This window comes from Leisingera daeponensis (genome assembly GCF_019801465.1).
In the GTDB taxonomy this organism is placed as follows: Bacteria; Pseudomonadota; Alphaproteobacteria; order Rhodobacterales; family Rhodobacteraceae; genus Leisingera; species Leisingera daeponensis_A.
In genome coordinates, this window is the sequence record NZ_JAHVJA010000003.1 from 46,938 (window position 1) to 73,009 (window position 26,072).

Genomic DNA, 26,072 nt, shown 5'->3' on the forward strand with positions numbered 1-26,072 from the left:
TTTCCTAGAACGCCGCCCGAGCCGGAAAACGGTTCCGGGCGGCGTTTCGCTAAAGAAGAGACCTTTTCATGGTATCAGCAGCAGAACAAATGGCGGCGAACACCAGCTGGGCTGCCCTTGGCAAGGCCACGGATCTGCGCAACCGCATCCTGTTCACCATCGGCCTTTTGATTGTCTACCGCCTGGGCACCTTCATTCCGGTTCCGGGAATCGACGCAGCCGCCCTGCGCCAGTTCATGGAGCAGGCCGGCCAGGGCATCGGCGGCATGGTGTCGATGTTCACCGGCGGCGCGCTCGGCCGCATGGGGATTTTTGCCCTCGGCATCATGCCCTACATTTCCGCCTCCATTATCGTTCAGCTTCTGACCTCGATGGTGCCTTCGCTTGAGCAGCTCAAGAAAGAGGGCGAGCAGGGCCGCAAGAAGATCAACCAATATACCCGCTATGGCACCGTGGCGCTGGCGACTGCGCAGGCCTACGGCCTTGCCGTATCGCTGGAGCAGGGCGACCTGGCGACCGATCCGGGCATGTATTTCCGCATGGCCTGCATGATCACCTTGGTCGGCGGCACCATGTTCCTGATGTGGCTGGGCGAGCAGATCACCCAGCGCGGCATCGGCAACGGCATTTCGCTGATCATCTTCGTCGGCATCATCGCCGAGGTTCCGGCCGCCATCGCGCAGTTCTTCGCCTCCGGCCGCTCCGGCGCGATCAGCCCGGCGGTGATCATCGGCGTGATCGTCATGGTGATCGCGGTGATCATGTTCGTGGTGTTCATGGAGCGGGCGCTGCGCAAGATCCACATCCAGTACCCGCGCCGCCAGGTCGGCATGAAGGTCTATGACGGCGGCTCCTCGCATCTGCCGGTCAAGGTGAACCCGGCGGGCGTGATCCCGGCGATCTTCGCCTCCTCGCTGCTGCTGCTGCCGACCACCATCTCGGCGTTCTCCTCGGGCGCGGCAACCGGTCCGGTGATGTCCTGGCTGCTGGCGAACTTCGGCCCCGGCCAGCCGCTGTACCTGCTGTTCTTCGTCGCGATGATCGTGTTCTTTGCCTATTTCTACACCTTCAACGTCTCCTTCAAGCCGGAGGACGTGGCGAACAACCTGAAGAACCAGAACGGCTTTGTCCCCGGCATCCGCCCGGGCAAGAAGACCGCCGAATACATCGAGTATGTGGTCAACCGCATCCTGGTTCTGGGCTCCGGCTACTTGGCGCTGGTCTGCCTGCTGCCGGAGGTCCTCCGCGGCCAATTCGCCATCCCGGTATATTTCGGCGGCACGTCCGTTCTGATTGTGGTATCCGTCACCATGGACACCATTCAGCAGGTGCAAAGCCACCTCCTCGCGCATCAGTATGAGGGCCTTATCGAGAAGAGCCAGCTGCGCGGGCGCAACAAGAAACGGACAAAACGGGGACCCTCTCGCCGATGACCAACATTATTCTCCTTGGCCCGCCTGGTGCGGGCAAAGGTACGCAAGCGCGTTACCTGGTTGAATCCCGCGGCATGGTGCAGCTCAGCACCGGCGACATGCTGCGGGAAGCCCAGACCTCGGGCACCGAAATGGGCAAAAAGGTTGCCGCCATCATGGCCGAGGGCAAGCTGGTCACCGACCAGATCGTGATCGGCCTGATCCGCGAAAAGCTGCAGGGCGGCGCCGAGGGCGGCTTCATCTTCGACGGCTTCCCGCGCACCTTGGCCCAGGCCGACGCGCTGGCTAAGCTGCTCGACGAGATGGACCTCAAGCTCGACGCCGTGATCGAGATGCAGGTCGACGACGAGGCGCTGGTCGCCCGCATCACCGGCCGCTCCACCTGCGGCGGCTGCGGCGAGGTCTACCACGACCAGACCAAGCCCTGGCCGGCCGACGGCAAATGCGCCAACTGCGGCAGCACCGATGTGCAGCGCCGGGCGGACGACAATGAGGACAGCCTCAAGACCCGCCTGATGGAATACTACAAGAAGACCTCGCCGCTGATCGGCTACTATTATGCCAAGGGCAACCTGCAGCGCGTCGACGGTCTTGCCTCGATCGAGGAAGTGCGCAAGAGCATGGCCTGGATCATGGGCGAATAAGCCGCCCGTTTACCGGTTTGAAGTGCCCTGTGCTGCAGAAGCGTGGGGCATTTTCTTTTTGCGGGGACCCCATGATCACTCAATTTCTGAAAACTCCAGCCGCCCTGGCCGCGGCGGCTGCCCTGGCCGGCCCGCTGGCCGCGGAGCAGCTCTACCTGGACGACGCCACTGCCTGCGACCGGGTGCTGATCAGCCAGGACGGGATCGCGGACTACACCGGAGAGGGCGGGCTGATCCTGCATGAAAACGGCTTCAGCTCGATGGAGTATTTCTGCGACTTCCAGCCGGCGCTGCACCTCGATTGGAGCAGCTACCGGGTGAGCGACCACACCGGCCGCTGCGAGCTGCCGGGGCCGCAGTATTTCCCGCAGCTGTTCACCGTTGCCCTGGACCCGGAGGACCCCGGGATTGTATCCATCTGGATGGGCGATCCCGAGCCGCTGCGGTTCTTCGCCTGCAGCAGCTGACGGGGCAGGGGAGCAGGCCGCGGCGTTTTCGCAGATCACGGGTTGACCACCGCGGCAATTCCACATAGGCAACCCCATCCCTTCTGGGAATGATTCCCGGCGGATGGATTCGTCTGTCTGCCTTACCACCTCGAAATGCTGGACCCTCTGGCCACACTGCCACGGTCAAGTGTTGTGAAAAAAGGTTCCGGCGTTACGGAACCGCAACGAAAAGGAAAGTGACACGTGGCACGTATTGCCGGCGTTAACATCCCGACTGCAAAGCGGGTTCCCATCGCCCTCACCTACATCACCGGTATCGGCAACACCTCGGCCAAAGCGATCTGCGAAGCCGTGGGCATCGACGCAACCCGTCGTGTGAACGAACTGTCCGACGCTGAAGTTCTGGCCGTGCGCGAGCACATCGACGCCAACTACACCGTCGAAGGCGACCTGCGCCGTGAAGTGACCATGAACATCAAACGCCTGATGGACCTGGGCTGCTACCGTGGCCTGCGCCACCGCCGCAACCTGCCGGTCCGCGGTCAGCGTACCCACACCAACGCCCGCACCCGCAAGGGCCCGGCCAAGCCGATCGCCGGCAAGAAGAAGTAAGGGAGGGTTTGATCAATGGCACGTGATAAGACTCGCGTTAAGCGTAAAGAGCGCAAGAACATCGCCACCGGCGTTGCTCATGTGAACTCCTCGTTCAACAACACCAAGATCCTGATCTCCGATGTGCAGGGCAACGCGATCTCCTGGTCGTCCGCCGGCACCATGGGCTTCAAAGGCTCCCGGAAATCCACTCCTTACGCGGCTCAGATGGCTGCTGAGGACGCGGGCAAGAAAGCCCAGGAACACGGTGTGAAGACCCTGGAAGTCGAAGTTCAGGGCCCCGGCTCTGGCCGTGAATCGGCTCTGCGCGCACTGGCCGCTGTCGGCTTCAACATCACTTCGATCCGTGATGTGACCCCGATCGCGCACAACGGCTGCCGCCCGCCGAAGCGCCGCCGCGTCTAATTCGAATTTTTTGCTGGGGCCCCGCTTGATTCGCAGGGCCCCAGTGCGTCATTTAAACCTCGGGCGTCCTTGGCCTTCCGGACATGGGGCAGGGACAGGAATGGAGGGAACGCATGATCCATAAGAACTGGGCAGAGCTGATCAAGCCGGCACAGCTGGAAGTGAAGCCGGGCAACGATCCTGCACGCCAGGCAACTGTCGTCGCAGAACCGCTGGAACGCGGTTTCGGCCTGACCCTGGGCAACGCGCTGCGCCGCGTCCTGATGAGCTCGCTGCAAGGCGCGGCCATCACCAGCGTGCAGATCGACAACGTCCTGCACGAGTTTTCGTCCGTGGCCGGTGTCCGTGAAGACGTCACCGACATCATCCTGAACCTCAAGGGCGTGTCCCTGCGCATGGAAGTCGAAGGCCCCAAGCGCCTGTCGATCAATGCCAAGGGCCCGGCTGTCGTCACCGCTGGCGACATTGCCGAAACCGCCGGCATCGAGGTTCTGAACCGCGACCACGTGATCTGCCACCTGGACGACGGCGCCGACCTGTTCATGGAACTGACCGTGAACACCGGCAAGGGCTATGTTTCGGCAGACAAGAACAAGCCGGAAGACGCACCGATCGGCCTGATCCCGATCGACGCGATCTACTCGCCGGTCAAGAAGGTCTCCTATGACGTTCAGCCGACCCGTGAGGGCCAGGTGCTGGACTATGACAAGCTGACCATGAAGGTGGAAACCGACGGCTCCATCTCCCCTGACGATGCCGTGGCCTATGCCGCCCGCATCCTGCAGGACCAGCTGTCGATCTTCGTCAACTTCGACGAGCCGGAATCGGCTGGCCGCCAGGACGAGGACGATGGTCTGGAGTTCAACCCGCTTCTGCTGAAGAAAGTGGACGAGCTGGAACTGTCTGTCCGTTCGGCAAACTGCCTGAAGAACGACAACATCGTCTATATCGGCGACCTGATCCAGAAGACCGAAGCGGAGATGCTGCGCACCCCGAACTTCGGCCGCAAGTCGCTGAACGAGATCAAAGAGGTTCTGTCGGGCATGGGCCTGCACCTTGGCATGGACGTCGAGGACTGGCCGCCGGACAACATCGAAGATCTGGCTAAGAAGTTCGAAGACAGCTTCTAAGGGTTTCGAGGAGGGCTCCGGCCCTCCTCTTCAATGCCCGGACTGCCGGGGACAACATGGGCACCCGCCCCAAGGTGAGCGGCTGACACGCATCAGCCGCCTGACAAAGCAAAACGCAAGATAAGGAATTGAAAAATGCGTCACGCACGTGGTTACCGCCGCCTGAACCGTACTCATGAGCACCGCAAGGCCCTGTTCTCCAACATGGCCGGCTCGCTGATCGAGCACGAGCAGATCAAGACCACCCTGCCCAAAGCAAAAGAACTGCGCCCGATCATTGAAAAACTGATCACTCTGGCGAAACGCGGCGACCTGCACGCCCGCCGCCAGGCAGCTTCCAAGCTGAAAGAGGACAAGGACGTCGCGAAACTGTTCGAGGTTCTGGGCCCGCGCTACAAGGACCGTCAGGGCGGCTATGTCCGTGTTCTGAAGGCCGGCTTCCGTTACGGCGACATGGCTCCGATGGCCATCATCGAGTTCGTCGACCGCGACGTTTCCGCCAAAGGCGCAGCCGACAAGGCCCGCCTGGAAGCAGAAGAAGCAGTTGCTGAAGCAGACGAATAAGACGCGCTGAACCAGTCCGGTTCACCTGTCTGACCCCCGCTCCGACCCGAGCGGGGGTTTTTCGTTTCGCGGCGGCAGTTCCGGGCGGACCGGATTCACTTTCCATGCGAAAGGGAATCGTAATTTTCTTCTGACTTAACTTTGCCATCCGAAATTTCCGGGACAGATGTGATGGCAAAGAAGAAGACGTCCGCAGCCAGGCGGTTCTCACTGGCAAATCTCAGCACCAAGGTGAAGATCGTGTCGGTTGCGGTGCTGCCGCTGCTGCTGGTGCTTGGGGTCGGGGTGCTGGCGGTCTTCAACCTGGGCCGGATGGAGCAATCGGCCAGGGCGGTGGATCACACGCAGGAGATCCTCACCGGCTCGCAAACCCTGTCAGAGGCTGCCTCGGGCATGGAAGCGGGCCTGCGCGGCTATCTTCTGGCGGGGCGCGAGGAATACCTGGTCCCGTTCGAGGAGGGCAAGACCCGGGTCGCCGAAACGCTTGCCAGCCTGCGCAGCCTTGCGCAAGGCGATGCGGAGATGCTTGCCACCCTGGACGAAGCGGAGCAGATCCTGACCGGCTGGCAGGAAAACGTGGCCGCGGGCGCCATCGCGCTGCGCCGGGAAATCGGCGATGCGCTGACCATGAACGACATGGCGGCCGAGGTGAAACAGTCCAAGGGCCGGGTCTACTTCGAAGAGTTCCGCGCCGAAATGGTCAATGTCATCGAGGAGGAGGAAGTCGAGCTCAACAACCGGCGCAACACCTTCATGTCGCTGGTGAACGCCGGGATTGCCGACCCGGACTACCTGAACACCTCGCTGCAGGCGGTGGAGCAGACCCACAAGATCATCAGCCGGGCAAAGGACCTGCTGGCCGCAGCGGTGGATATGGAAACCGGCATGCGTGGCTTTCTTCTGGCGGGCGACCGGGCGTTTCTCGATCCCTACATGGAGGGCAACGGGCGCTTCAACGAAGTGCTGGCGGACCTCCGCCTGGCGCTGGCCGACAACCTGATGCAGACGAACCGGCTGAACAGCGTCGCCAAGATCATCGACAACTGGCGCAATGATGTGGTCGTGCCGATGCTGCAGCTGCGCCGGGTGATCGGCAGCGCTGCCACCATGGATGACATGGCCGACCTGGTCGCCCAGGGGCAGGGCAAGGAGTATTTCGACCGCTTCCGCACCACCATGGCCGCCCTGCAGGCCGCCGGAGCAGAGGCGATGGCCGAACGCCGCGCCGCCAACGAGGAAATCGCGGCCCGGACCCGCATGATGATTCCGGCGGCGATCGGGGCCGCGATCCTGATCGGCGCAGGGATGGCGCTGCTGATCGCCTCCGGCATCGCCTCGGGAATCCGCCGCATCGTGGCATCGATGCGGGGGCTGGCCGAAGGCAACAACGCGGTGGAGATTCGCGGCCAGAACCGCGGCGATGAAGTGGGCGACATGGCCCGCGCGCTGGAGAAGTTCCGCGACGAGCTGGTGCGGATGCAGGAGGCCGAACAGAAGAAGGCCGAGAGCAAGGACGCGGAACTGGCCGGCGTGGTGCGGCAGCTGAGCGAGCGCCTGTCGCGCCTGGCCCATGGCGATCTGACCGTCCGCATTGCCGAGGAATTCCCCGAGGAATACGAACAGCTGCGCGCCGATTTCAACGGCTCGATCGACAATCTGAACGCCACCGTGCAGCAAGTGATCGAGGCCTCCACCAGCATCCGCAGCGGTGCCGCCGAGATCAGCCAGGCCTCTGACGACCTGTCGCACCGTACCGAAAGCCAGGCGGCAACGCTGGAGGAAACCGCCGCCGCAATTGATGAGCTGACAGCATCGGTGAAATCGGCAGCCGAGGGCGCCCGCAACGTGGAAAACACCGTGCGCGAAGCCCGCCAGGAAGCCGAAACCAGCGGCGAGGTGGTGCAGGATGCGGTCGCCGCGATGGGCGGGATCGAGCAAAGCTCCAACAAGATTTCCCAGATCATCAGCGTCATCGACGACATTGCCTTCCAGACCAACCTGCTGGCGCTGAACGCGGGCGTCGAGGCGGCGCGGGCGGGCGAGGCGGGCCGCGGCTTTGCGGTGGTGGCCTCCGAGGTGCGGGCGCTGGCGCAGCGCTCCTCCGACGCGGCGATGGAGATCAAGACGCTGATTTCCGACAGCTCCCGTCAGGTGGATCAAGGCGTTGATCTGGTGGGCCGGGCCGGCCAGGCGCTGCAGTCCATCGTGGGCCGGGTCAGCCATATCTCGCAGCTGGTGTCGGAGATCGCCGAAGGCGCGGAGGAGCAGTCCACCGGCCTGCATGAGATCAACACTGGCGTCACCCAGCTGGATCAGGTGACCCAGCAGAACGCGGCGATGGTGGAGGAAGCCACCGCGGCGGGCCATATGCTGAACACAGATGCCGTGAAACTCGCCGAACTGGTGGCGCGCTTCCAGGTGGACGGCAGCAGCGCCGCACCTGCGGCGCTGACAGACAACGCGGCGGCGGCACAGCCCTCCGCCCACGGCGATGAAAGCTGGGACGGCGATGACTGGGAGGCTGAGGCCGGCCCGGTGCCGGTTGCGGTGCCTGCCGCCGAAGGCAATGCCGCCCGGGATCAGTGGCAGGATTTCTGACCCTAGCCCGCAGGACAAAGCAAAAGGCCCTCCCGCGCGGGTGGGCCTTTTGCCGTTTCGCCGGTCAATTTACGGGGTGACAGCCCTGCGAATCTCCGCTAGCGTCCGGCCCATGACCCGTAGCTATGCCGCATTCTGGTATTTCTTTTATCCGCGCCACATGGCGGACGGAGGGGTCAGCGCGTTCTGAAGACAGACAGGAAACGCACCAGGATACCACCAACCGCCCGCAGCCCGCTGGCGGTTTTTTCGTATCCGCCGCAGCGCCAAGGGCCTCCCGCCAAGGAAGCTGAAACATGACACCCCAGACCGAAAACCTCCGCATCACCGGCATGCAGGAACTGATCTCTCCCGAGGACCTTGCTGCGCAGCTGCCCTCGACGGCGGCGGCCACCGATACCGTGCTGGCCAGCCGCACCGCCATTCAGGACGTGCTGCACGGCCGTGACGGCCGGGTGATCGCAGTGGTCGGCCCCTGTTCGATCCACGACCCCAAGGCGGCGATGGAATACGCCGAGCGCCTGGTGCCGCTGCGCGCGCGGCTGGCAGGCGAGCTGGAGATCGTGATGCGGGTCTATTTCGAAAAACCCCGCACCATCAGCGGCTGGAAGGGGCTGATCAACGATCCCGGCCTCGACGGCTCCTTCCGCATCAACGAGGGCCTGGGTCTGGCCCGCCGCCTGTGCCTGGACATCAACGCCCTGGGACTGCCGGTCGGCACCGAGTTCCTCGATACCGCGGTGCCGCAGTACATCTCCGACCTGGTCGCCTGGGCCGCCATCGGCGCCCGCACCACCGAAAGCCAGATCCACCGCGAGATGGCCTCCGGCCTCAGCTGCCCGGTCGGGTTCAAGAACGGCACCCGCGGCAACGTGCAGATCGCGGTGGACGCGGTGCGCTCGGCCGCCCATCCGCATCATTTCATGGCGCTGGCCAAGTCGGGGCGCGCGGCAATTGCGGCGACCAGCGGCAACCCGGACTGCCATCTGATCCTGCGCGGCGGCGGCGGCACCAACTATGACGCGGCCTCGGTCGATGCGGCTTGCAAATTGGCGGAAAAGGACGGCATCCGCGGCCATGTGATGATCGACGCCAGCCATGCCAACAGCGGCAAGGACCCGATGAAGCAGCCCGCGGTGCTGCGCGATGTGGCTGGCCAGATCGCAGGCGGCGATACCCGCATCACCGGTGTGATGATCGAAAGCCATCTGGTGGCGGGCCGCCAGGACCTGGGCAAGGGGGAGCTCACCTACGGCCAATCCGTCACCGACGGCTGCCTGGGCTGGGAGGACACGGTGGCGGAGCTGGAGCATCTGGCCGCATCGGTTGCCAAACGCCGCACGGCTGCGGCGCAGCCGGGCCTAACAGAGGCCTGAGGTTTGCGCAGGGAGCGTCCTGCCGGCGCTCCCTTTGCTTCTTTCCGCACCGGAATGCCTTGAGGGGACCGGCCGCACGGCCAGGGGGGGGGCGGCGACCCTCCGCCTGCCGCTGCGGCCACAGCCATCTTGCAATCCGGCGGCGCTCTCCGCATATCCTTCGGGCAGCAACAAACGGAGCCCCCATGATCCGCCCAGCCCTGACCGCCCTTGCAATTGGTCTTGCCCTGCCGTCCCTGACCCTGCCTGCCGCCGCCGAAACCAAGGTGCCGCAGAGCCAGGCGGAGATTGCGCTGGGATTTGCGCCTCTGGTCAAAGAGGCCTCGCCGGCGGTGGTCAACATCTATGCCAAGGTGGTGCGCCAGGTGCGGCAGCGCCGCCGCTCGCCGTTCATGGACGATCCGTTCTTCGACGATTTCTTCCGCGGATTCGCCGAGCCGCAGCCCCGGCTGGAGAACTCGCTGGGCTCCGGTGTGATCCTGTCGGCCGACGGCATCGTGGTCTCCAACTACCACGTCGTCGGCAGCGCCACCGAGATCCGTGTGGTGACCGCCGACCGGCGCGAATACAATGCGCGGGTGATCCTGGGCGACAAGGCCAGCGACCTGGCGATCCTGCAGCTGGAGGAGGCCGCGGACCTGCCGTATCTGGACCTGCGCAACAGCGACGAGGTCGAGGTGGGCGAGCTGGCGCTGGCGATCGGCAACCCGTTCGGGGTCGGCCAGACCGTCAGCAGCGGCATCATCTCGGGCCTCGCGCGCACCGGCATGGGGGCGGGCGACGGCTTCGGCTACTACATTCAGACCGATGCGCCGATCAACCCGGGCAATTCCGGCGGCGCGCTGATCGACGTGAATGGCGACCTGATCGGCATCAACACCCGCATCCTGTCCCGCTCCGGCGGCTCCAACGGCATCGGCTTTGCCATTCCCGCCAATCTGGTCAGGGAGTTCGTGGAGCAGGCGCAAAACGGCGCCGAGGAGTTCCAGCGCCCCTGGGCGGGCATGGCCGGGCAGCCGGTGGATGCGGATCTGGCTGCTTCCATGGGCATGGCCCTGCCGGAGGGCATGGTGATCTCCGACCTGCACCGCGAAAGCCCCTTTGCCAAGGCGGGGTTCAGGGTGGGCGACGTGATCACCCACGTGGACGGCGAGGTGGTGAATTCGCCCTCCGAGATGGTGTTCCGGATGTCGGTCTCCGGTCTCGGCGGCAGTGCCGAAATCACCCGCCTGCGCGGCACCGAGCGCGAGGTGGTCGCGGTGCCGATGATCGTGGCCCCCGACCAGCCGCCCGCCAACCCGGTGCAGCTGGACGAGCGGACAGCGCTGCCGGGCCTGACGGTGGCGCAGATCAATCCGCAAGTCATCGCCCGCCTCGGCCTGCCGCTGTCGGCGGAGGGCGTGGTGGTGACCGATCCCGGGCCGTACGCCGGGCGCGGCGGGGTGCAGCCCGGCGATGCGCTGCTGGCGGTTAACGGCCAGCCCGTGACCGGCACCGGGGATGTCTATGATATCCTTGCCAGCAGCGGCCGCTGGGTTCAGCTGGACCTGAACCGCCGCGGCCAGCATGTCACCCTGCGGTTCCGCACCTGATGGCGGATCTGTTCGGCAGCCCGGCGCCCGCGGAAGGCGGCACGCAGCAGGCGAGCAAGAACCGGCCGCTGGCCGACCGGCTTCGGCCGCAGTCGCTGGCGGATGTGATCGGTCAGAGCCAGGTGCTGGGGCCGGAGGCGCCCTTGGGCGTGATGCTGGCCTCAGGCTCCTTGTCCTCGCTGATCTTCTGGGGGCCGCCCGGCGTGGGCAAGACCACCATCGCCCGGCTGCTGGCGCAGGAGACCGACCTGCATTTCGTGCAGATATCGGCGATCTTCACCGGTGTGCCGGATCTGCGCAAAGTGTTCGAGGCCGCAAAGATCCGCCGCGAGAACGGGCAGGGCACGCTGCTGTTCGTGGACGAGATCCACCGCTTTAACAAGGCTCAGCAGGACGGCTTCCTGCCGCATATGGAGGATGGCACCATCCTTCTGGTGGGGGCGACCACAGAGAACCCGTCGTTCGAACTCAATGCCGCTGTGCTCAGCCGCAGCCAGGTGCTGGTGCTGGAGCGGCTGTCGCTGGGGGATCTGGAGCGCCTGACCCAGCGCGCCGAGAAGGAGCTGGGCCGCGCCCTGCCGCTCTCGGGCGATGCCCGCGATGCACTGCACGAGATGGCCGACGGCGACGGCCGGGCGCTGCTGAACCTGATCGAGCAGGTTGCCGCCTGGAAGGTGGAGGCGCCGCTGGGACGCGAGGCGCTGTCGGCCCGGCTGATGCGCCGCGCGGCCAAGTTCGACAAGTCCGGCGATGAGCATTACAACCTCATTTCCGCCCTGCATAAATCCATCCGCGGTTCTGACCCGGATGCAGCACTCTACTGGCTGGCGCGGATGCTGGAGGGCGGCGAGGATCCCCGCTTTCTGGCCCGCCGCCTGACGATGATGTCGACCGAGGACATCGGCATGGCGGACCCGCAGGCCAATACCGTGTGCCTGAATGCCTGGCAGACCTATGAGCGGCTTGGCAGCCCGGAGGGCGAGCTGGCGCTGGCCAATGCCGCGGTTTACCTGGCGCTGGCGCCGAAATCCAACGCCGTCTATGTCGGCATCAAGGCAGCCCGGCGGCTGGCCAAGCAGACCGGCAGCGCGCCGCCGCCCAAGCACATTCTGAACGCGCCGACCAAACTGATGTCGGAGCAGGGATATGGCGACGGCTATGCCTATGACCACGACGCCGAAGACGGGTTTTCCGGCCAGAACTACTTCCCCGACGGGGTGAAGCGTCCGGTGCTGTACCAGCCGGTGGAGCGCGGGTTCGAGCGCGAACTGAAGCGGCGCGTGGATTACTTCGCCAACCTCAGGCTGAAGCGGAACAAGTGAAGCGGCTTTGCGGGCAAAGCCGCTGCCTGCGGCGCGAGTATTTGGGGAAAGATGAAAGGGCGGGCAACTAGGCTTCTTTTGGAAAACAATCCCAATCCAGCTCTGCAGCTAAATAGGCTTTGAGCAGCTTCGAAGCGCTTTCGTCCCCCATGAAGGCTGATGCAGTCAGTAATTGCAGGAATTTGAGCTCGTCCTGTTCAACTCCATCATCGCCGTGCCGGTAGAGCCATGCCAAGTCAAAGACAGCGCGTTTGTGTTTCAGTCGGGCAAGCGCCTTCAAACCCTCTGTCCGGCGCTTGTCAAAATCCGCTCCGCTCTCTTCGAGGGAAAACATAAGATTCAGATAGAGGGCGTCTTGATCTCCGGTTTCCACGAGTGGCTGAAGGATTTCGGAGAGTTTTTCCAGTTCGCCTTGTCTCAACAGGGCGCAGCAATGATTGTAAGCTTTGGCATCCATATTGTGTGCTCCTAAACCTCGGTTTGCCCTGTGTGAAGCTGTAGAGACTTAATTCAGCGCCATGCTAAGAACGCATGGCGGCGAAAACTTGACAATACACCCCGCCCGCGCGACAGGACGGGGATGATTTCTTCGGTTTCCATGGTGGCCCTTGGCGGCGCAATCGGGGCGGTGTGCCGCTATCTGGCCGGGCTGGGCATCATCCGGCTGCTGGGGCATCACGATTTCCCGGTGGCAATCCTGACGGTGAATATCCTCGGATCCTTCCTGATGGGGATGTTCGTGGTGGCGGCGGCGCTGCGGGACCTGACTTGGGCAAGCCCCTTGGTGATGACCGGGCTGCTGGGAGGGTTCACCACCTTCTCGGCGTTCTCGCTGGAGACCGCCAACCTGATCGAGCGCGGCGCCTTCGGGCAGGCCGCGCTGTATGTAGCTTTGTCCGTGGGCCTGTCGGTCAGCGGGCTGTTTCTGGGCCTGATGGCCGCAAGGGGAGTGTTCGCATGAGCGGCGTTCAGATGATTACCGTCAGCGAAGACGACAGCGGTCAGCGCATCGACCGCTGGCTGCGGCGGCTGTTTCCGCATGTGAACCAGGGCCGCATCGAGAAGATGTGCCGCAAGGGCGAGCTGCGGCTGGACGGTGGCCGAGTGAAGGCCAATACCCGCGTCGAGGCGGGGCAGGTGGTGCGGGTGCCGCCGCTGGCCGACAGCGATCTGAAACCTGCCGCCCCGCGCGAGATGCGTATTTCCGACGCTGACGCCAAGATGATCCAGGCTTGTGTGATCTACCGCGACGATGATGTGATCGTGCTGAACAAGCCCGCAGGGCTGGCCGTGCAGGGCGGCTCCGGCACCACCAAACATGTGGACGGGCTGGCCGAGGCGCTGAAGTTCGGGCTGGAGGACAAGCCCAAGCTGGTGCACCGGATCGACAAGGACACCTCCGGCGTTCTGGTGCTGGCGCGCAACCGCAAGGCGGCGCAGGCGCTGACCGCCGCGTTCCGCCACAAGAACACCCGTAAGATTTATTGGGCCTTGGTGGCCGGCGTGCCGACGCCGTACCTGGGTGAGATCAAGAACGGGCTGGTGAAGGCGCCGGGGCATGGCAAATCCGGCGAGGGCGAGAAGATGATCAACGTGCATCCGCACGACATCGACGACACGCCGGGCGCCAAACGGGCGCATACGCTTTATGCCACGCTCTACCGCGTTGCCAGCCGCGCCGCCTGGGTGGCGATGGAGCCGATTACAGGCCGCACCCATCAGCTGCGGGCGCATATGTCCGGCATGGGCCATCCCATTGCAGGCGACGGCAAGTACGGCGGCTCGGGGCAGGAGAACCTGGGCGACGGCTGGGGCGCGCAGATCGGCGGGGTGATCTCGAAGAAGCTGCACCTGCACGCGCGCCGGATGGTGTTCGAGCATCCGGTCACGCGCAAGCCGGTGTCGGTGGTGGCCCCCTTGCCCGATCATATGAAGGAAAGCTGGGACACCTTCGGCTGGACCGAGGACCTGGCGGCGGACGACCCGTTCGAGGATCTGAAGTGAGCAAACCGCTGCGGCTGATCCTGTTTGACGTCGATGGCACCTTGGCCGACAGCCAGGGCTCGATCACCGGTGCGATGGCGGAGGCGTTTGCAGGCGCTGGCCTGGACGTGCCCCCGCGCGAGGCGATCCTGTCCATCGTTGGACTGTCGCTGCCGCTGGCCATGGCCGAGCTGGCACCGGATCAGGACGACGCCACCATCGAGGCGCTGGTGGAGGGTTACAAGTCCTCCTATATGCTGTCGCGTCAGGCGGCGGGGGCGGCGCATTCGCCGCTGTATCCCGGTGCGCGCGAAGCGCTGGCAGAGCTGCACGAGGTGCCGGAGTATCTGCTCGGCGTTGCCACCGGCAAGTCGCAGCGCGGGCTGGATGCCCTGATCGACGCGCATGGACTGGACTGTTTCGTGACCCGGCAGGTGGCGGACCACCATCCGTCGAAACCGCATCCGTCGATGATCCTGACCGCGATGGCGGAGACCGGGGCGGACCGGGACAGCACCGTGATGATCGGCGACACGCGGTTTGACATTGAAATGGGGCGCGCCGCGGGGGTCATCACCATCGCCGTGCCCTGGGGCTATCATCCGGCAGAGACCCTGGGCGCCGATTACCTGATCCGCGATTTCGCGGAGCTGCGCCCGCTGCTGGCAGAGATCTGGAAAGGATAAGGGATGAGCGGCTGGGCGCAGAAACGGTTCTGGAAAGCGGTCACTGTGGCGGAGAGCGCGGAGGGGTTCGCGGTGGAGCTGGACGGCCGCCGGGTGAAGACCCCGGCCAAGGCGCCTCTGGCGGTGCCGACCCGGGAAATGGCCGAGGCGATTGCCGCGGAATGGGATGCCCAGACCGAATCAGTTGACCCGAAAACCATGCCCTGCACCCGGTCTGCCAATGCCGCGATTGACAAGGTGACACATCAGCACAGCGAAGTTGCGGTGATGCTGTCCGAATACGGCGACTCCGATCTGCTGTGCTACCGGGCGGAGTCTCCGGTGGAACTGGCGGCCCGGCAGGCTGCCGAATGGGACCCGGTTCTGGACTGGGCAGAGGGGGAGTTCGGCGCCCGGCTGCAGGTGCGGACCGGGGTCCTGCACCAGCCGCAGGAGGCCGCGGCGCTGGCGGTCCTGAGCGAAAAGGTTCATGCCATGACCCCCTTCCAACTGGCCGCATTTCACGATCTGGTAGGCATTTCAGGCTCTTTGATCCTTGGCTTTGCCGCCGCATACGGCTGGCGCAGCGCCGACGGCATCTGGCAGCTGTCGCGGCTGGATGAGCGCTGGCAGGAAGAGCAGTGGGGCGAGGACGAGGAGGCCCGGGCCGCGGCGGAAGTGAAACGGCAGGAATTCCTGCACGCCAAGCGATTCTACGATTTTTCCTGAGAGGACAAGAAATTACTTTTCCACAGGGGGAACCCGAAACAAAATTCCGCGCGCCGGCCTCGCGTGCGGAATTCGTACATCGAATTTCCTGATAGCGCCCTTGACGTTTGCTGATGAATGCGCCCAAACTTGAGCGCGAATTAGGGGTAAACCCTTCTTCAGTCTCACATCCGGCGGGGGATCGCCGGAAATAAGAACCGCCGAATGGCGGGCTATCAGGAAGAGGTAAATATGAAAAAATCCGTTATTTTGGGCGCAATGACCTTTGCCGGTCTTGCGGCTGGCGCAGCATCCGCCGGCACGCTGGACGATGTGAAGGCCCGCGGCAAGCTGAACTGCGGCGTCACCACAGGCCTGGTCGGCTTTGCGGCCCCGAATGCGAATGGGGAATGGGAAGGCTTTGACGTTGCCGTGTGCCGTGCTGTGGCTGCAGCCGTGCTGGGCGACTCGAACGCTGTCGAATTCGTGCCGACCACCGGCAAGACCCGCTTCACCGCGCTGGCGTCTGGCGAAATCGACATGCTGGCCCGCAACACCACCTGGACCTTCAGCCGCGACGTCGACCTGAAGTTCGAATTCGTGGGCGTCAACTACTATGACGGCCAGGGCTTCATGGTTCCGAAAGAGCTGGGCGTGTCCTCGGCCAAGGAACTGGACGGCGCCACCGTCTGCATCCAGACCGGCACCACCACCGAGCTGAACCTGGCGGACTTCTTCCGCTCCAACAACATCTCCTACGAGCCGGTTCCGATCGAAACCAACGCCGAAGCGCAGCAGCAGTACCTGGCAGGCGCCTGTGACGTCTACACCACCGACGCCTCCGGCCTGGCCGCAACCCGCGCCACCTTCGACGATCCGGCCGGCCACGTGATCCTGCCGGAAATCATCTCCAAGGAGCCGCTGGGCCCGCTGGTCCGCCATGGCGACCACGAGTGGGGCGATGTGGTCCGCTGGAGCCTGAACGCGCTGATCGCGGCAGAAGAGCTGGGCATCACCTCGGCCAACCTGAACGAGATGGCGGCCGGCACCGACAACCCGGAAATCAACCGCCTGCTGGGCACCGAAGGCACCCTGGGCGAAATGCTGGGCCTGTCGGCTGACTGGGCCAAGAACGCGATTGCCGCTCAGGGCAACTACGGCGAGATCTTTGCCAAGAACATCGGTGAAGACACTCCGGTCGGCCTGGCCCGCGGCCTGAACGCTCAGTGGACCGAAGGCGGCCTGCTGTACGCTCCGCCGTTCCGCTAATCACACCACCGGGAGGGGCGCAGGAATTTCCTGCGCCCTTTTCCTATCTGAAAAAAGCTCCGGCCAGCTGCGGAGCGGGGACAACCCCGCCAGGATCAGGACGCCGGAGTCAGGGGATCACAATACATGTCAACGCTTACTGACCCGCCGGCCGAAGGCTTTCGGCTGTCTATGCTCATAAACGATACCCGCTATCGCTCCCTGACCTTCCAGGTGATTGCGGCGATCGTTCTGGCCCTGTGTATCTGGTATCTGGGCAACAACCTGATCCAGAACCTCCGCGCTGCGGGCCTCAATATTTCCTACACCTTCCTTGGCGACTCGGCCGGGTACGACATCAACCAGACCCTGGTTGAATACGACAGCCAGTCCAGCCACGCGCGCGCCGCGCTGGTCGGGTTGCTGAACACCCTGCTGGTGGCTTTCCTGGCCTGTATCACCGCTACCATCTTCGGGGTGATCGCCGGGGTTCTGCGGCTGTCCAACAACTGGCTCGTCTCCAAGCTGATGGCGGCCTATGTGGAGATCTTCCGCAACATCCCGGTGCTGATCTGGATCATCATCATCTTCACCATCATGACGGCGGTGCTGCCGGGGCCGCGGGCGTTCCGCGGCGACGACGCCACCGCCAGCATGCTGTTTGACTCCTTTGCCTTCACCAACCGCGGCATCTACACGCCGATGCCCTGGTTCGAGAACGGCATCTTTGCCAGCACCGCGATGAACTGGCTGCTGATCCTTGGCGGTTTCGCGCTGTCCTGGGGGGTGGCGCATCAGATCAACGTTTGGGCCAACCACAAGCAGGAAGCCACCGGTGTCCGCCCCAAGACCCTGCTGCCGATCCTCGCAGCCTGGCTGGTGCCGTTCCTGGCGCTGACACTGATCATGGGGCTGACCTGGGAATACCCGGAGCTGAGAGGCTTCAACTTCAGCGGCGGCATCAAGGTCGGCGGTCCGCTGATCGCGCTGTGGTTCGCGCTGTCGATCTACACCGGCGCCTTCATCGCGGAAAACGTCCGGGCCGGCATCCAGGCGGTGTCCAAGGGCCAGACCGAGGCGGCATCCGCGCTGGGCCTGCGCCCGCGCCGGGTGATGAACCTGGTGGTTCTGCCGCAGGCGCTTCGGGTCATCATCCCGCCGCTGATTTCGCAGTTCCTCAACATCACCAAGAACTCTTCGCTCGCCATCGCCGTGGGCTATGCGGATATCACCGCAACCCTGGGCGGCATCACGCTGAACCAGACCGGCCGTGCCATCGAGTGCGTGCTGCTCCTGATGCTGTTCTACCTGACCGCCTCGCTGGTGATCTCCATGGTGATGAACGTCTACAACGCATCTGTGAAGTTGAAGGAGCGCTGAGACATGAGCGATACACACGCACAAACCGTCGCCTTTGTCCGCGAAACCCAGATCCCGCCGGCCCCGCCGCCGGCATCGGAAACAGGCGTGGTGAAATGGCTGCGCGAGAACCTGTTCTCCAACGCCGCGAACTCCGCGCTGACCATCGTGGCGCTGGCCGCGATATATATGGTGCTGAGCAACATCCTGCCCTGGGTGCTGAACGGGGTCTGGACCACCAGCTCGCTGGCTGAGTGCCGCGAAGTGCTGCAGGGCAAGACCGGGGCCTGTTTCTCGGTCCTGACCGAGCGCTGGAACCAGCTTCTCTACGGCTTCAAGTACCCGGGTGACCAATACTGGCGGCCGAACCTGGCGCTGGTGCTCTTCCTCGTCGCTGCGGCCCCGGTCCTGTTCTTCGATCTGCCGCGCAAACTGCTGGCCTTCACCGCCGTCTACCCGTTCCTGGCGTTCTGGCTGATCTGGGGCGGAACGCTGATGGTGCCGGTGGTGGCGCTTCTGGGCTTCGTAGCGGCCGCGGCCGTGTTCCAGAGGTTCGGCAAGAGCAGCTTTGCAATCGGCTTTTTCGGAGCGATCGCAGTGGCGCTTGCAGTCTGGCTTATCGGCGGCGAGCTGATCCCCGAAGGCGCGTCGGAGGATGCCTGGCTGTCCCCGGTGCCCTCGCGCGATCTGGGCGGCTTCATGCTGAACATGATGCTGGGCGTAACCTGCGTGTCGCTGTCGCTGCCGCTGGGCATCGCACTGGCGCTGGGCCGCCAGTCGGACATGCCGCTGATCAAGTGGATCTGCGTGATCTTCATCGAGTTCGTGCGCGGCGTGCCGCTGATCACCCTGCTGTTCGTGGCATCGGTGATGCTGGCCTACTTCTTCCCGCCGGAAAGCACCGTCGACCTGTTCCTGCGCGTGGTGATCATGATCACCATGTTCTCGGCAGCCTATATCGCCGAGGTGATCCGCGGCGGTCTCGCGGCCTTGCCGAAAGGACAGTACGAAGCGGCTGACAGCCTTGGCCTGGATTACCCCCAGGCGATGCGTCTGATCATCCTGCCGCAGGCGCTGAAGATCTCCATCCCGGGCATCGTGAACGTGGCCGTCGGCCTGTTCAAGGATACCACCCTGGTCTCGGTCATTTCGATGTTCGACCTGGTTGGCATGATCCGCGGCCCGATCCTCGCCTCCACCGAGTGGAACGGGGTGTACTGGGAGCTTCTGGGCTTTGCCGCGCTTCTGTTCTTCGTCGTCTGCTACGGCATTTCTCAATACTCGCAGTGGCTCGAGCGCCGTCTCGCCACCGACCACCATTAAGGAGTTCAACATATGTCTGAACTTATGACCGACCGCGAAATCGACCGCTCCAAAATGCAGGTGAGCGACGAGGTTGCCATTGAAATCACCAACATGAACAAGTGGTACGGGTCCTTCCACGTGCTGCGCGACATCAATCTGACCGTCAACCGCGGCGAACGGATTGTCATCGCGGGCCCGTCCGGCTCCGGCAAATCCACCCTGATCCGCTGCCTGAACGCGCTGGAAGAGCACCAGCAGGGCAAGATCGTTGTGGATGGCACCGAATTGTCCAATGATCTCAAGAACATCGACAAGATCCGTTCCGAAGTCGGCATGGTGTTCCAGCACTTCAACCTGTTCCCGCATCTGACCATCCTGGAGAACTGCACCCTGGCGCCGATTTGGGTCCGCAAGACGCCGAAGAAAGAGGCGATCGAAACGGCGATGCACTTCCTGGAGAAGGTGAAGATCCCGGAACAGGCCCACAAGTATCCGGGCCAGCTTTCGGGCGGCCAGCAGCAGCGTGTGGCGATTGCGCGCTCGCTGTGCATGAGGCCGCGCATCATGCTGTTCGATGAACCGACATCTGCGCTGGACCCGGAGATGATCAAGGAGGTGCTCGACACCATGATCGAGCTCGCCGAGGAAGGCATGACCATGCTCTGCGTAACTCACGAGATGGGCTTTGCCCGTCAGGTGGCCAACCGGGTGATCTTCATGGATGCGGGCCAGATCGTGGAGCAGAATGAGCCGGAAGAGTTCTTCAACAACCCGAAGAGCGAGCGCACCAAGCTGTTCCTCAGCCAGATCCTGGGCCACTGAGGCAGCGGCATCACCAAACGGAAAGGCCGGGCGCTATGCCCGGCCTTTTTTGTTGCGGCAGCTTCGGTCAGGAATGGCTGGCGAAAATCTCTGTGCTGCCATCCGCCAGGATCAGCAGGGTATCGAACGCCTCGCGCTCCTCGCCCATTTCCATCCCCGGCGATCCGATCGGCATGCCCGGCACGGTCAGGCCCAGTGCGGCGGGCTGCTCTGACAGCAGCCGCCGGATGTCAGCGGCGGGCACATGGCCCTCGATCACGTAAGGCCCGGCCATCGCTGTGTGGCAGGATGCCAGATCGCCGCTGACGCCCAGCCGTTCCTTCATCGCCCAAAGGTCTTCGTCGGGGACGTCGCGCACCTCGGTCTGGAAGCCGGCGGCAGCCAGATGATCGGCCCAGGCCGTGCAGCAGCCGCAGGTCGGGGATTTCATGATGCGGACGCCCTGCGGCGCCGCGGCAAGGCCGGGTAGGGCGGCGAGGGGCAGGGCGGCTGCGGCCAGCAGCAGGGAACGGCGGTGCATAACGGTCTCCAGTCCGGCAAAAGTCTGTCCGGCTCTATATCTAGTCACGCCATTGCGCGTGTGCCAGAGGCCTCCCGCGCGGGATGCGCCCGTCTGCCGCAGGGGTTATTCGCCCAGAAGCTCCCGCGGAACGGCAAAGTCGACCACCTTGCCGCTGCTCCAATGGAGTTCTTTCCAGCTGCCGATCGCGAACTCCACGACCAGCGTCGCGCCCGTGGGGTAATCGTCAAACCGGGAATGATCCGGCGGGCTGGCGACGATGGAATGGGCAAAGGCGGCGATGCCGGGATTGTGGCCGATCAGCATGACTCTCGGTTTCTCCGCCTGCTGCAGCACCTTGAACATGATGTCGGAATTGGCGTGATACAGCCGCTCGGTAAAGGTTGCGGGCACCCCCAGCTCCATCAGCTCGCAGGTCTCGCGGGTACGCTGCGCCGAGGAGCAGATCACCTGGTCCGGCACGTATCCGCATTCGCGCAGCCAGGCGGCTATGGCGGGGGCAGAGCGGCGGCCGCGCTTGTTCAGCGGGCGGGCATGATCGCTGGGCACGTTGGTGTCCCAGGCGGATTTGGCGTGGCGGGTCAGGATCAGGGTGCAGGTCATTGCGGATGAAAATGCCTCATGTGGTGTGCGGTTTGCTCCGGGTCGCGGCCGGCGGTGCGGCTCAGAGGGCAGGCCCGCCGGGCCAGACAGCCGCCGGACATGCAGCCGGCGCCTGCCCGGGTGTCGAGATAGCCGTGGCAGACTGCCAGATCGTAGGGGCCGCCATCGGCCAGGGCGCTGACGGGGCAGGCTGACAGGCAGGGGCGGGAGGGGCAGCTTCGGCAGGGCGACTTTGCCAAAGGCGGAGGGGGAATGTCAAATTCCTGTTTGAAATGAATGGCCCCCCGCAAGGAAATCATCATGCCGGCGCTATCATGCACCAGCATCTGTGACGGCGATGTGAAAAACCGCCCCGAGGCCAGCGCCCAGTTGATGAAGGGGGTATAGGGCGGGCCGCCAAAGGGGAAATAGGCGGTGCCGCCGAGCCGCTCCGCCAGCGCACCGGCAACCCGCTGCGACCAGCGGTCCACCGGGTCGGGGGCGCCATCGCGGTATTCCGGGCTGGATGTGAACAGCGGCCAGAAGGCCGGGCCTGTGCCAAGCAGGATCAGGGTGCCGCCCTCCAGCGCCTGGACCGGCTGGCGGGCCGGGTGCAGTGCGCCCTGGATTATCAGCCCGGCGTCAGCGGCCGCTGCCTCGGCGTCCGAGAAGGACGGGCTGGCGTCGCGGCCGGGGACAGGTGTTGCGGTCAGGTTCATAGGCGGGGTCCGGAAGTGTCGGTTTCGGGGCAGGCTAGCAGCCGCGCGGCGGCGGCGCAGGGCAAAAACGCCGGGGTCTGGCCTGCTGGCGTCTTCCTGCCGCGGCAGGCGGGGCCTAGCGGGCGGAAAGCTGCAGGGCCGCAGCCGCGCGATGCGCCGGTTCCGGCCGGCGGCGGGTGTTCCGCAGGCCTGTCCGGCCTTCGTCATATGCCGGAATCGTGATCCGTGGTAGGATGCGGCCGGGGCATGCAGGCCGGAGTATCCGGCATCGTGCCTGCGGCCGGCCTGATCTTCCGCCCCAGGGAGTGACAGAATGCCAAGATTTATCGTGACCGGGAACTACACGTCTTCTGCGATGAAGGCGCTGATCGAAAGCCCCAGCGACCGCGAGGCTGCGGCCCGCGCCCTTGTCGAGGCGGCGGGCGGCAAGCTGGAGAGCTTCTATCTGACCACGGGGGAACATGATTTCGCGATCAAGGTCACGATCGACGATGTCTCCAGCCTCTTGGCTGCCCTGCTGGCGACCGGTGCCAGCGGTGCTGTCAGCAACCTCAGGACCGTCCGGGCGTTCACCTCGGACGAGTTCACGGAAATCCAGAAGAAGGCGGGCAAGTTCGCCAGCGCCTACAAGTCGCCGGGAAGCTGATCAGCGGAGCCGCTGCTCAGCCGGCTGAAAAAATCGCGGGGCGAAACGGCCCGGGCGAGCCAAGAGGGGCAGCGCCCCTCTTGCGGTCCGGCTGCCTGCGCGGTCAGGCCCGGATCATCGAGCCTGCGCCGTGGTCGGTGTAAAGCTCCAGCAGCACGGCGTTCTGCACCCGCCCGTCGACGATGATGCAGGCGCGCACGCCGCCCCGGACCGCATCCAGCGCGGTTTCGGTCTTGGGGATCATGCCGCCGGCGATGACGCCGCTGGCGGTCATCTCCTCGACATCCGCCGCCTTCAGCTCCGTCACCACTTCGCCCTCGGCGTTCTTGACGCCGGCCACATCGGTCAGCAGCAGCAGCCGGTCAGCCTGCAGCGCCTTGGCGATGGCGCCTGCGGCAGTGTCGCCATTGATGTTGTAGGTCTCGCCGTTGCGGCCGCCGCCGATCGGGGCGATCACCGGAATCATGTTCTTTTCGAACAGCCCGTGCAGCACCTTGGGGTCCATTTCCGCAGGCGCGCCGACAAAGCCGAGATCCGGGTCGGCCTGGTCGCAGGTGATCAGGCTGGCGTCCTTGCCCGACAGGCCGACGGCGCGGCCGCCCTGGCTGTTGATCGCCTGCACGATACGCTTGTTGACGACGCCGGACAGCACCATCTCCACCACTTCCATGGTGGCGGCGTCGGTGACGCGCTTGCCGTTCACGAACTCCGACTTGATCTGCAGCTTTTCCAGCATTGCGTTGATCATCGGCCCGCCGCCATGGACGATCACCGGGTTCACCCCGACCTGCCGCATCAGCACGATGTCACGGGCAAAGGTTTCCATCGCCTCGTCGCTGCCCATGGCGTGGCCGCCGAGCTTGATGACGACAATCGCCCCGGAGAAGCGCTGGAAATACGGCAGCGCGCTCGACAGGGTTTCGGCAGTGGCAATCCAATCGCGGTTCATATTCTGTTTCTTCATCGCTGGGGTCCCTCTGACAGGGTGTTACGCGTTTCCTGGGGGCCTGCCAAGGCAGCTGCGGAAATGTGCCGTTGCAGCGGCCCGTGCGGGTGGTAGGCTGCAGCCCGGATACCACCTTACACGGAGCAGCGCCATGCGCCAGAAAACCCTGTTGCTCACCGGTGCCAGCCGCGGCATCGGCCATGCCACCGTGCGCCGTTTCAACACCGAAGGCTGGCGGGTGATCACCTGCTCGCGCCAGCCATTCCCCGAACAGTGCCCCTGGGGCGGCGGCCGGGAGAATCATGTGCAGCTGGACCTGTCGGACCCGTCGGACACCATCAATGCTGTTGGCCTGATTCAGGAGCTGCTGGACGGGCGGCTGGACGCCCTGGTCAACAATGCCGGGATTTCGCCCAAGGGGCCGGAGGGGGAGCGCCTCAACACGCTTAACACCGACCTGATGGACTGGGGCAAAGTGTTTCACGTGAATTTCTTTGCCTCGGTGGTGCTGGCGCGCGGGTTGAAGGACGAACTGGCCGCGGCCAAGGGATCGGTGGTCAACGTGACCTCGATCGCGGGCAGCCGGGTGCATCCCTTTGCGGGGGCAGCCTATGCCACGTCCAAGGCGGCGCTGGCGGCGCTGACGCGGGAAATGGCGCATGACTTCGGGCCGCTGGGGGTGCGGGTGAACGCGATTGCGCCGGGCGAGGTGGAGACCTCGATTCTGTCGCCCGGCACCGAGAAGATCGTCGAGAAGCTGCCGATGCAGCGGCTGGGCCAGCCGGAGGAGGTGGCAGCGGCGATCTATTTCCTGTGCTCGCAGGAAAGCTCCTACATCTCCGGCACCGAGATCGAGGTGAACGGCGCGCAGCACGTTTAACCGCAGATCCACCGCCCGGCCGATAGGCCGGGCAGCACCCGTCCCGCCCTCCGTCGTGCAGAAGGCGTGCTTCCGGGACGGCGGGGGGGCGCTGCCCTCAGTTTGCTGTCAGCTCACCGCGCGTTTCAGCACCGGCAGGTTGCCCAGCAGCAGTACGTCGAACGCCAGCACCGCCAGCAGCACGAGGCCGGTGAGCGGGAAGGCCAGCGAGACCAGCACCGCGATCAGCGCAGCCCCCTTCCAGAACGGCATCTCTGCCGGTTCCGGCGGCGCGGCCAGGCGGGCGGCACCGGCAGGGCGGCGCTTGACCCACATCACCAGGCCGGAGATGCAGACAAAGATCACCGCGAGGCAGAACACCACGTTCAGCACGAAGCTCCAGGTGCCCATCAGCCCCATGTGGAAGGGGATGCTGACCGCCATCGCCTTGCCGGCCCAGGAGTAGTCCTCGTATTTCACATCCGCCAGAATCTTGCCGCTGTACTGGTCGACATGCACGGTGCGGTCGATGAAGGGGCTGTCGCCGTCGCCGCTCATGCTGTCGCGGTTGAGGGTCCAGACGCCTGTTTCACCGCCGGGGTAGGCGAGGCGGAAGCGGCCCTCCATCCCCAGGCTCCGGCCTAGGGCGATCAGGCTGGCGGCATCGACAGGCGCGCCTTCGGCCACGCCGGTGATGCCTGCGTCAGAACCGGAGGCGGGCATCGGGGTCTGCTCCAATGCCCAGGGCACGTCGTTGGTGGAGCCGTGGTTCATGCTGGCGTGGATGTCGTCGGACAGGGGCACGTTGTCCCACTTGTCTGCCGGGAAGGTGCTCCAGGCCTGCATGACCCGGCCGCCCCAGATGCCGGTCCACGACAGACCAGAGATCAGGAAGATGACCAGCAGGGCCGACATCCAGAAGCCGGTCACTGCGTGCAGGTTCTTCCACAGCGCGCGGCCACGGGCGCGGAGGTTGGGGACAAGGGCGCTGACGGCATTGCGGCGCGGCCACCACAGGTAAAGCCCTGTCAGCACCAGCACGATGCCCAAACCGGCGGCGATCTCGATCAGACGGTCGCCGGTGTCGCCGATCAGCAGGGTGGAGTGGATGTTGTCGGCCAGATCGTACCAGCCCGCGCGGCGGTCCCAGATCTGAATCACCTCGCCGGTGTATTGATCCAGCGCGACCAGACGCTGGCCGTAATCCGTTTTCACCCGGAATACGGCGGCCAGATCAGGGGCCTTGGGGCCGATCCATTCGGCGATGGCGCCGGGCTGGGCGGCCAGCACGGCGGCCTCCTGCTCAGACAGGCTCAGTTCGGCTGCGCCATGGGTGACAGTAATCTTCTCGCCGTCGCGGCCATCGAATTGGGTGATGAACATCATCATCAGGCCGGTGACGGCCAGCATGATCAAAAAGGGGATCACAAACAGGCCGGCATAGAAGTGCCAGCGCCAGGCGGCGGCGTAGAATTTGTGGGACAGCGGACGCGATTGGTCCGCGGACTGCGGTTGGCTGGTTGCCATTGTTCTCTCCATGTCAGAACAGCGCCGGACGCGCGGGGCGCCGGCGGAAATGTCAGTT

The 26,072-nt window shown here is 64.6% G+C and carries 27 protein-coding genes; 21 read left to right on the top strand and 6 right to left on the bottom strand.

Annotated elements, in window-relative coordinates:
* Window positions 1-68 precede the first annotated feature (68 nt).
* The 11 genes from secY to KUV26_RS08600 all read left to right on the top strand — a co-directional run bounded on the left by secY (window position 69) and on the right by KUV26_RS08600 (window position 12,125).
* Window positions 69-1,433, top strand: coding sequence for a preprotein translocase subunit SecY (secY, locus tag KUV26_RS08550; RefSeq protein ID WP_222504406.1), 1,365 nt, complete (start codon window positions 69-71; stop codon window positions 1,431-1,433).
* Window positions 1,430-2,077 (top strand): adenylate kinase, encoded by a 648-nt coding sequence (locus KUV26_RS08555; RefSeq protein WP_222504405.1) that lies wholly within the window; start codon window positions 1,430-1,432, stop codon window positions 2,075-2,077. Before secY ends, KUV26_RS08555 begins: the two co-directional genes overlap by 4 nt.
* Before the next feature lie 71 nt (window positions 2,078-2,148).
* Complete coding sequence (locus KUV26_RS08560; RefSeq protein WP_222508042.1) at window positions 2,149-2,544, top strand: hypothetical protein; 396 nt, start codon at window positions 2,149-2,151, stop codon at window positions 2,542-2,544.
* A gap of 225 nt (window positions 2,545-2,769) precedes the next feature.
* Window positions 2,770-3,138: a 30S ribosomal protein S13 gene (gene rpsM / locus KUV26_RS08565; RefSeq protein ID WP_019298012.1), complete on the top strand. Its 369-nt coding sequence runs from the start codon at window positions 2,770-2,772 to the stop codon at window positions 3,136-3,138.
* 15 nt (window positions 3,139-3,153) lie between these two features.
* On the top strand, window positions 3,154-3,543 hold the full coding sequence (gene rpsK / locus KUV26_RS08570; protein ID WP_039183843.1) for a 30S ribosomal protein S11: 390 nt from the start codon (window positions 3,154-3,156) through the stop codon (window positions 3,541-3,543).
* Window positions 3,544-3,656: 113 nt separating this feature from the next.
* A complete protein-coding gene (locus tag KUV26_RS08575; RefSeq protein WP_019298014.1) occupies window positions 3,657-4,673 on the top strand; it encodes a DNA-directed RNA polymerase subunit alpha in 1,017 nt (338 codons plus the stop codon).
* Window positions 4,674-4,808: 135 nt separating this feature from the next.
* Window positions 4,809-5,237 (top strand): 50S ribosomal protein L17, encoded by a 429-nt coding sequence (rplQ, locus tag KUV26_RS08580; RefSeq protein ID WP_222508043.1) that lies wholly within the window; start codon window positions 4,809-4,811, stop codon window positions 5,235-5,237.
* A gap of 171 nt (window positions 5,238-5,408) precedes the next feature.
* Window positions 5,409-7,835 (top strand): CHASE3 domain-containing protein, encoded by a 2,427-nt coding sequence (locus tag KUV26_RS08585; RefSeq protein WP_222508044.1) that lies wholly within the window; start codon window positions 5,409-5,411, stop codon window positions 7,833-7,835.
* Between the two features lie 296 nt (window positions 7,836-8,131).
* Window positions 8,132-9,211, top strand: a complete 1,080-nt coding sequence (locus KUV26_RS08590; protein ID WP_222508045.1) for a 3-deoxy-7-phosphoheptulonate synthase — start codon at window positions 8,132-8,134, stop codon at window positions 9,209-9,211.
* A gap of 185 nt (window positions 9,212-9,396) precedes the next feature.
* Window positions 9,397-10,803: a trypsin-like peptidase domain-containing protein gene (locus KUV26_RS08595; RefSeq protein ID WP_222508046.1), complete on the top strand. Its 1,407-nt coding sequence runs from the start codon at window positions 9,397-9,399 to the stop codon at window positions 10,801-10,803.
* Complete coding sequence (locus tag KUV26_RS08600) at window positions 10,803-12,125, top strand: replication-associated recombination protein A (protein ID WP_222508047.1); 1,323 nt, start codon at window positions 10,803-10,805, stop codon at window positions 12,123-12,125. Before KUV26_RS08595 ends, KUV26_RS08600 begins: the two co-directional genes overlap by 1 nt.
* A 67-nt stretch (window positions 12,126-12,192) precedes the next feature.
* On the opposite strand, the gene KUV26_RS08605 is transcribed toward KUV26_RS08600, so the two are convergent.
* On the bottom strand, window positions 12,193-12,582 hold the full coding sequence (locus KUV26_RS08605) for a hypothetical protein (protein ID WP_222508048.1): 390 nt from the start codon (window positions 12,580-12,582) through the stop codon (window positions 12,193-12,195).
* Between the two features lie 123 nt (window positions 12,583-12,705).
* Here KUV26_RS08605 and crcB point away from each other — a divergent pair, with 123 nt between their 5' ends.
* The 8 genes from crcB (at window position 12,706) to KUV26_RS08645 (ending at window position 20,215) form a co-directional block, all read left to right on the top strand.
* Window positions 12,706-13,086 carry a fluoride efflux transporter CrcB gene (gene crcB / locus KUV26_RS08610; RefSeq protein ID WP_222508049.1) on the top strand — a complete coding sequence of 127 codons (381 nt, stop codon included), beginning with the start codon at window positions 12,706-12,708 and terminating at the stop codon, window positions 13,084-13,086.
* Window positions 13,083-14,129, top strand: a complete 1,047-nt coding sequence (locus KUV26_RS08615) for an RluA family pseudouridine synthase (RefSeq protein ID WP_222508050.1) — start codon at window positions 13,083-13,085, stop codon at window positions 14,127-14,129. Before crcB ends, KUV26_RS08615 begins: the two co-directional genes overlap by 4 nt.
* Entirely contained in the window at window positions 14,126-14,794 is a 669-nt protein-coding gene (locus tag KUV26_RS08620) for an HAD family hydrolase (protein ID WP_222508051.1), read from the top strand. Before KUV26_RS08615 ends, KUV26_RS08620 begins: the two co-directional genes overlap by 4 nt.
* 3 nt (window positions 14,795-14,797) lie before the next feature.
* On the top strand, window positions 14,798-15,502 hold the full coding sequence (locus tag KUV26_RS08625) for an ATP12 family chaperone protein (protein ID WP_222508052.1): 705 nt from the start codon (window positions 14,798-14,800) through the stop codon (window positions 15,500-15,502).
* A gap of 231 nt (window positions 15,503-15,733) precedes the next feature.
* The gene (locus KUV26_RS08630) at window positions 15,734-16,750 is read left to right on the top strand and encodes an amino acid ABC transporter substrate-binding protein (RefSeq protein ID WP_222504395.1); all 1,017 of its coding nucleotides are present in this window, start codon (window positions 15,734-15,736) and stop codon (window positions 16,748-16,750) included.
* Between the two features lie 126 nt (window positions 16,751-16,876).
* Window positions 16,877-18,109 carry an amino acid ABC transporter permease gene (locus KUV26_RS08635; RefSeq protein WP_222508053.1) on the top strand — a complete coding sequence of 411 codons (1,233 nt, stop codon included), beginning with the start codon at window positions 16,877-16,879 and terminating at the stop codon, window positions 18,107-18,109.
* Window positions 18,110-18,112: 3 nt separating this feature from the next.
* Entirely contained in the window at window positions 18,113-19,411 is a 1,299-nt protein-coding gene (locus KUV26_RS08640; protein WP_222508054.1) for an amino acid ABC transporter permease, read from the top strand.
* Between the two features lie 12 nt (window positions 19,412-19,423).
* Window positions 19,424-20,215: an amino acid ABC transporter ATP-binding protein gene (locus KUV26_RS08645; RefSeq protein ID WP_315900094.1), complete on the top strand. Its 792-nt coding sequence runs from the start codon at window positions 19,424-19,426 to the stop codon at window positions 20,213-20,215.
* Between the two features lie 67 nt (window positions 20,216-20,282).
* Here KUV26_RS08645 and KUV26_RS08650 read toward each other — a convergent pair whose 3' ends face one another.
* From KUV26_RS08650 to KUV26_RS08660, 3 genes are all read right to left on the bottom strand, one after another.
* Window positions 20,283-20,735, bottom strand: a complete 453-nt coding sequence (locus tag KUV26_RS08650; protein ID WP_222504392.1) for a DUF411 domain-containing protein — start codon at window positions 20,733-20,735, stop codon at window positions 20,283-20,285.
* A 105-nt stretch (window positions 20,736-20,840) separates the two neighbouring features.
* Complete coding sequence (locus tag KUV26_RS08655; protein ID WP_222504391.1) at window positions 20,841-21,338, bottom strand: SixA phosphatase family protein; 498 nt, start codon at window positions 21,336-21,338, stop codon at window positions 20,841-20,843.
* Complete coding sequence (locus KUV26_RS08660) at window positions 21,335-22,036, bottom strand: ferredoxin (RefSeq protein ID WP_222508055.1); 702 nt, start codon at window positions 22,034-22,036, stop codon at window positions 21,335-21,337. The genes KUV26_RS08655 and KUV26_RS08660 overlap by 4 nt, the downstream gene beginning before the upstream one ends.
* Before the next feature lie 313 nt (window positions 22,037-22,349).
* Between KUV26_RS08660 and KUV26_RS08665 the strand changes: the two genes are divergently transcribed.
* A complete protein-coding gene (locus KUV26_RS08665) occupies window positions 22,350-22,682 on the top strand; it encodes a GYD domain-containing protein (protein WP_222504389.1) in 333 nt (110 codons plus the stop codon).
* A 103-nt stretch (window positions 22,683-22,785) separates the two neighbouring features.
* Here the strand turns inward: KUV26_RS08665 and argB are convergent, their stop codons facing one another.
* Window positions 22,786-23,646, bottom strand: a complete 861-nt coding sequence (gene argB / locus KUV26_RS08670; protein ID WP_222508056.1) for an acetylglutamate kinase — start codon at window positions 23,644-23,646, stop codon at window positions 22,786-22,788.
* 133 nt (window positions 23,647-23,779) lie between these two features.
* Between argB and KUV26_RS08675 the strand changes: the two genes are divergently transcribed.
* A complete protein-coding gene (locus KUV26_RS08675) occupies window positions 23,780-24,508 on the top strand; it encodes an SDR family NAD(P)-dependent oxidoreductase (RefSeq protein ID WP_222504387.1) in 729 nt (242 codons plus the stop codon).
* A gap of 108 nt (window positions 24,509-24,616) precedes the next feature.
* On the opposite strand, the gene KUV26_RS08680 is transcribed toward KUV26_RS08675, so the two are convergent.
* Complete coding sequence (locus KUV26_RS08680) at window positions 24,617-26,014, bottom strand: PepSY-associated TM helix domain-containing protein (protein ID WP_222508057.1); 1,398 nt, start codon at window positions 26,012-26,014, stop codon at window positions 24,617-24,619.
* Between the last annotated feature and the right edge of the window lie 58 nt (window positions 26,015-26,072).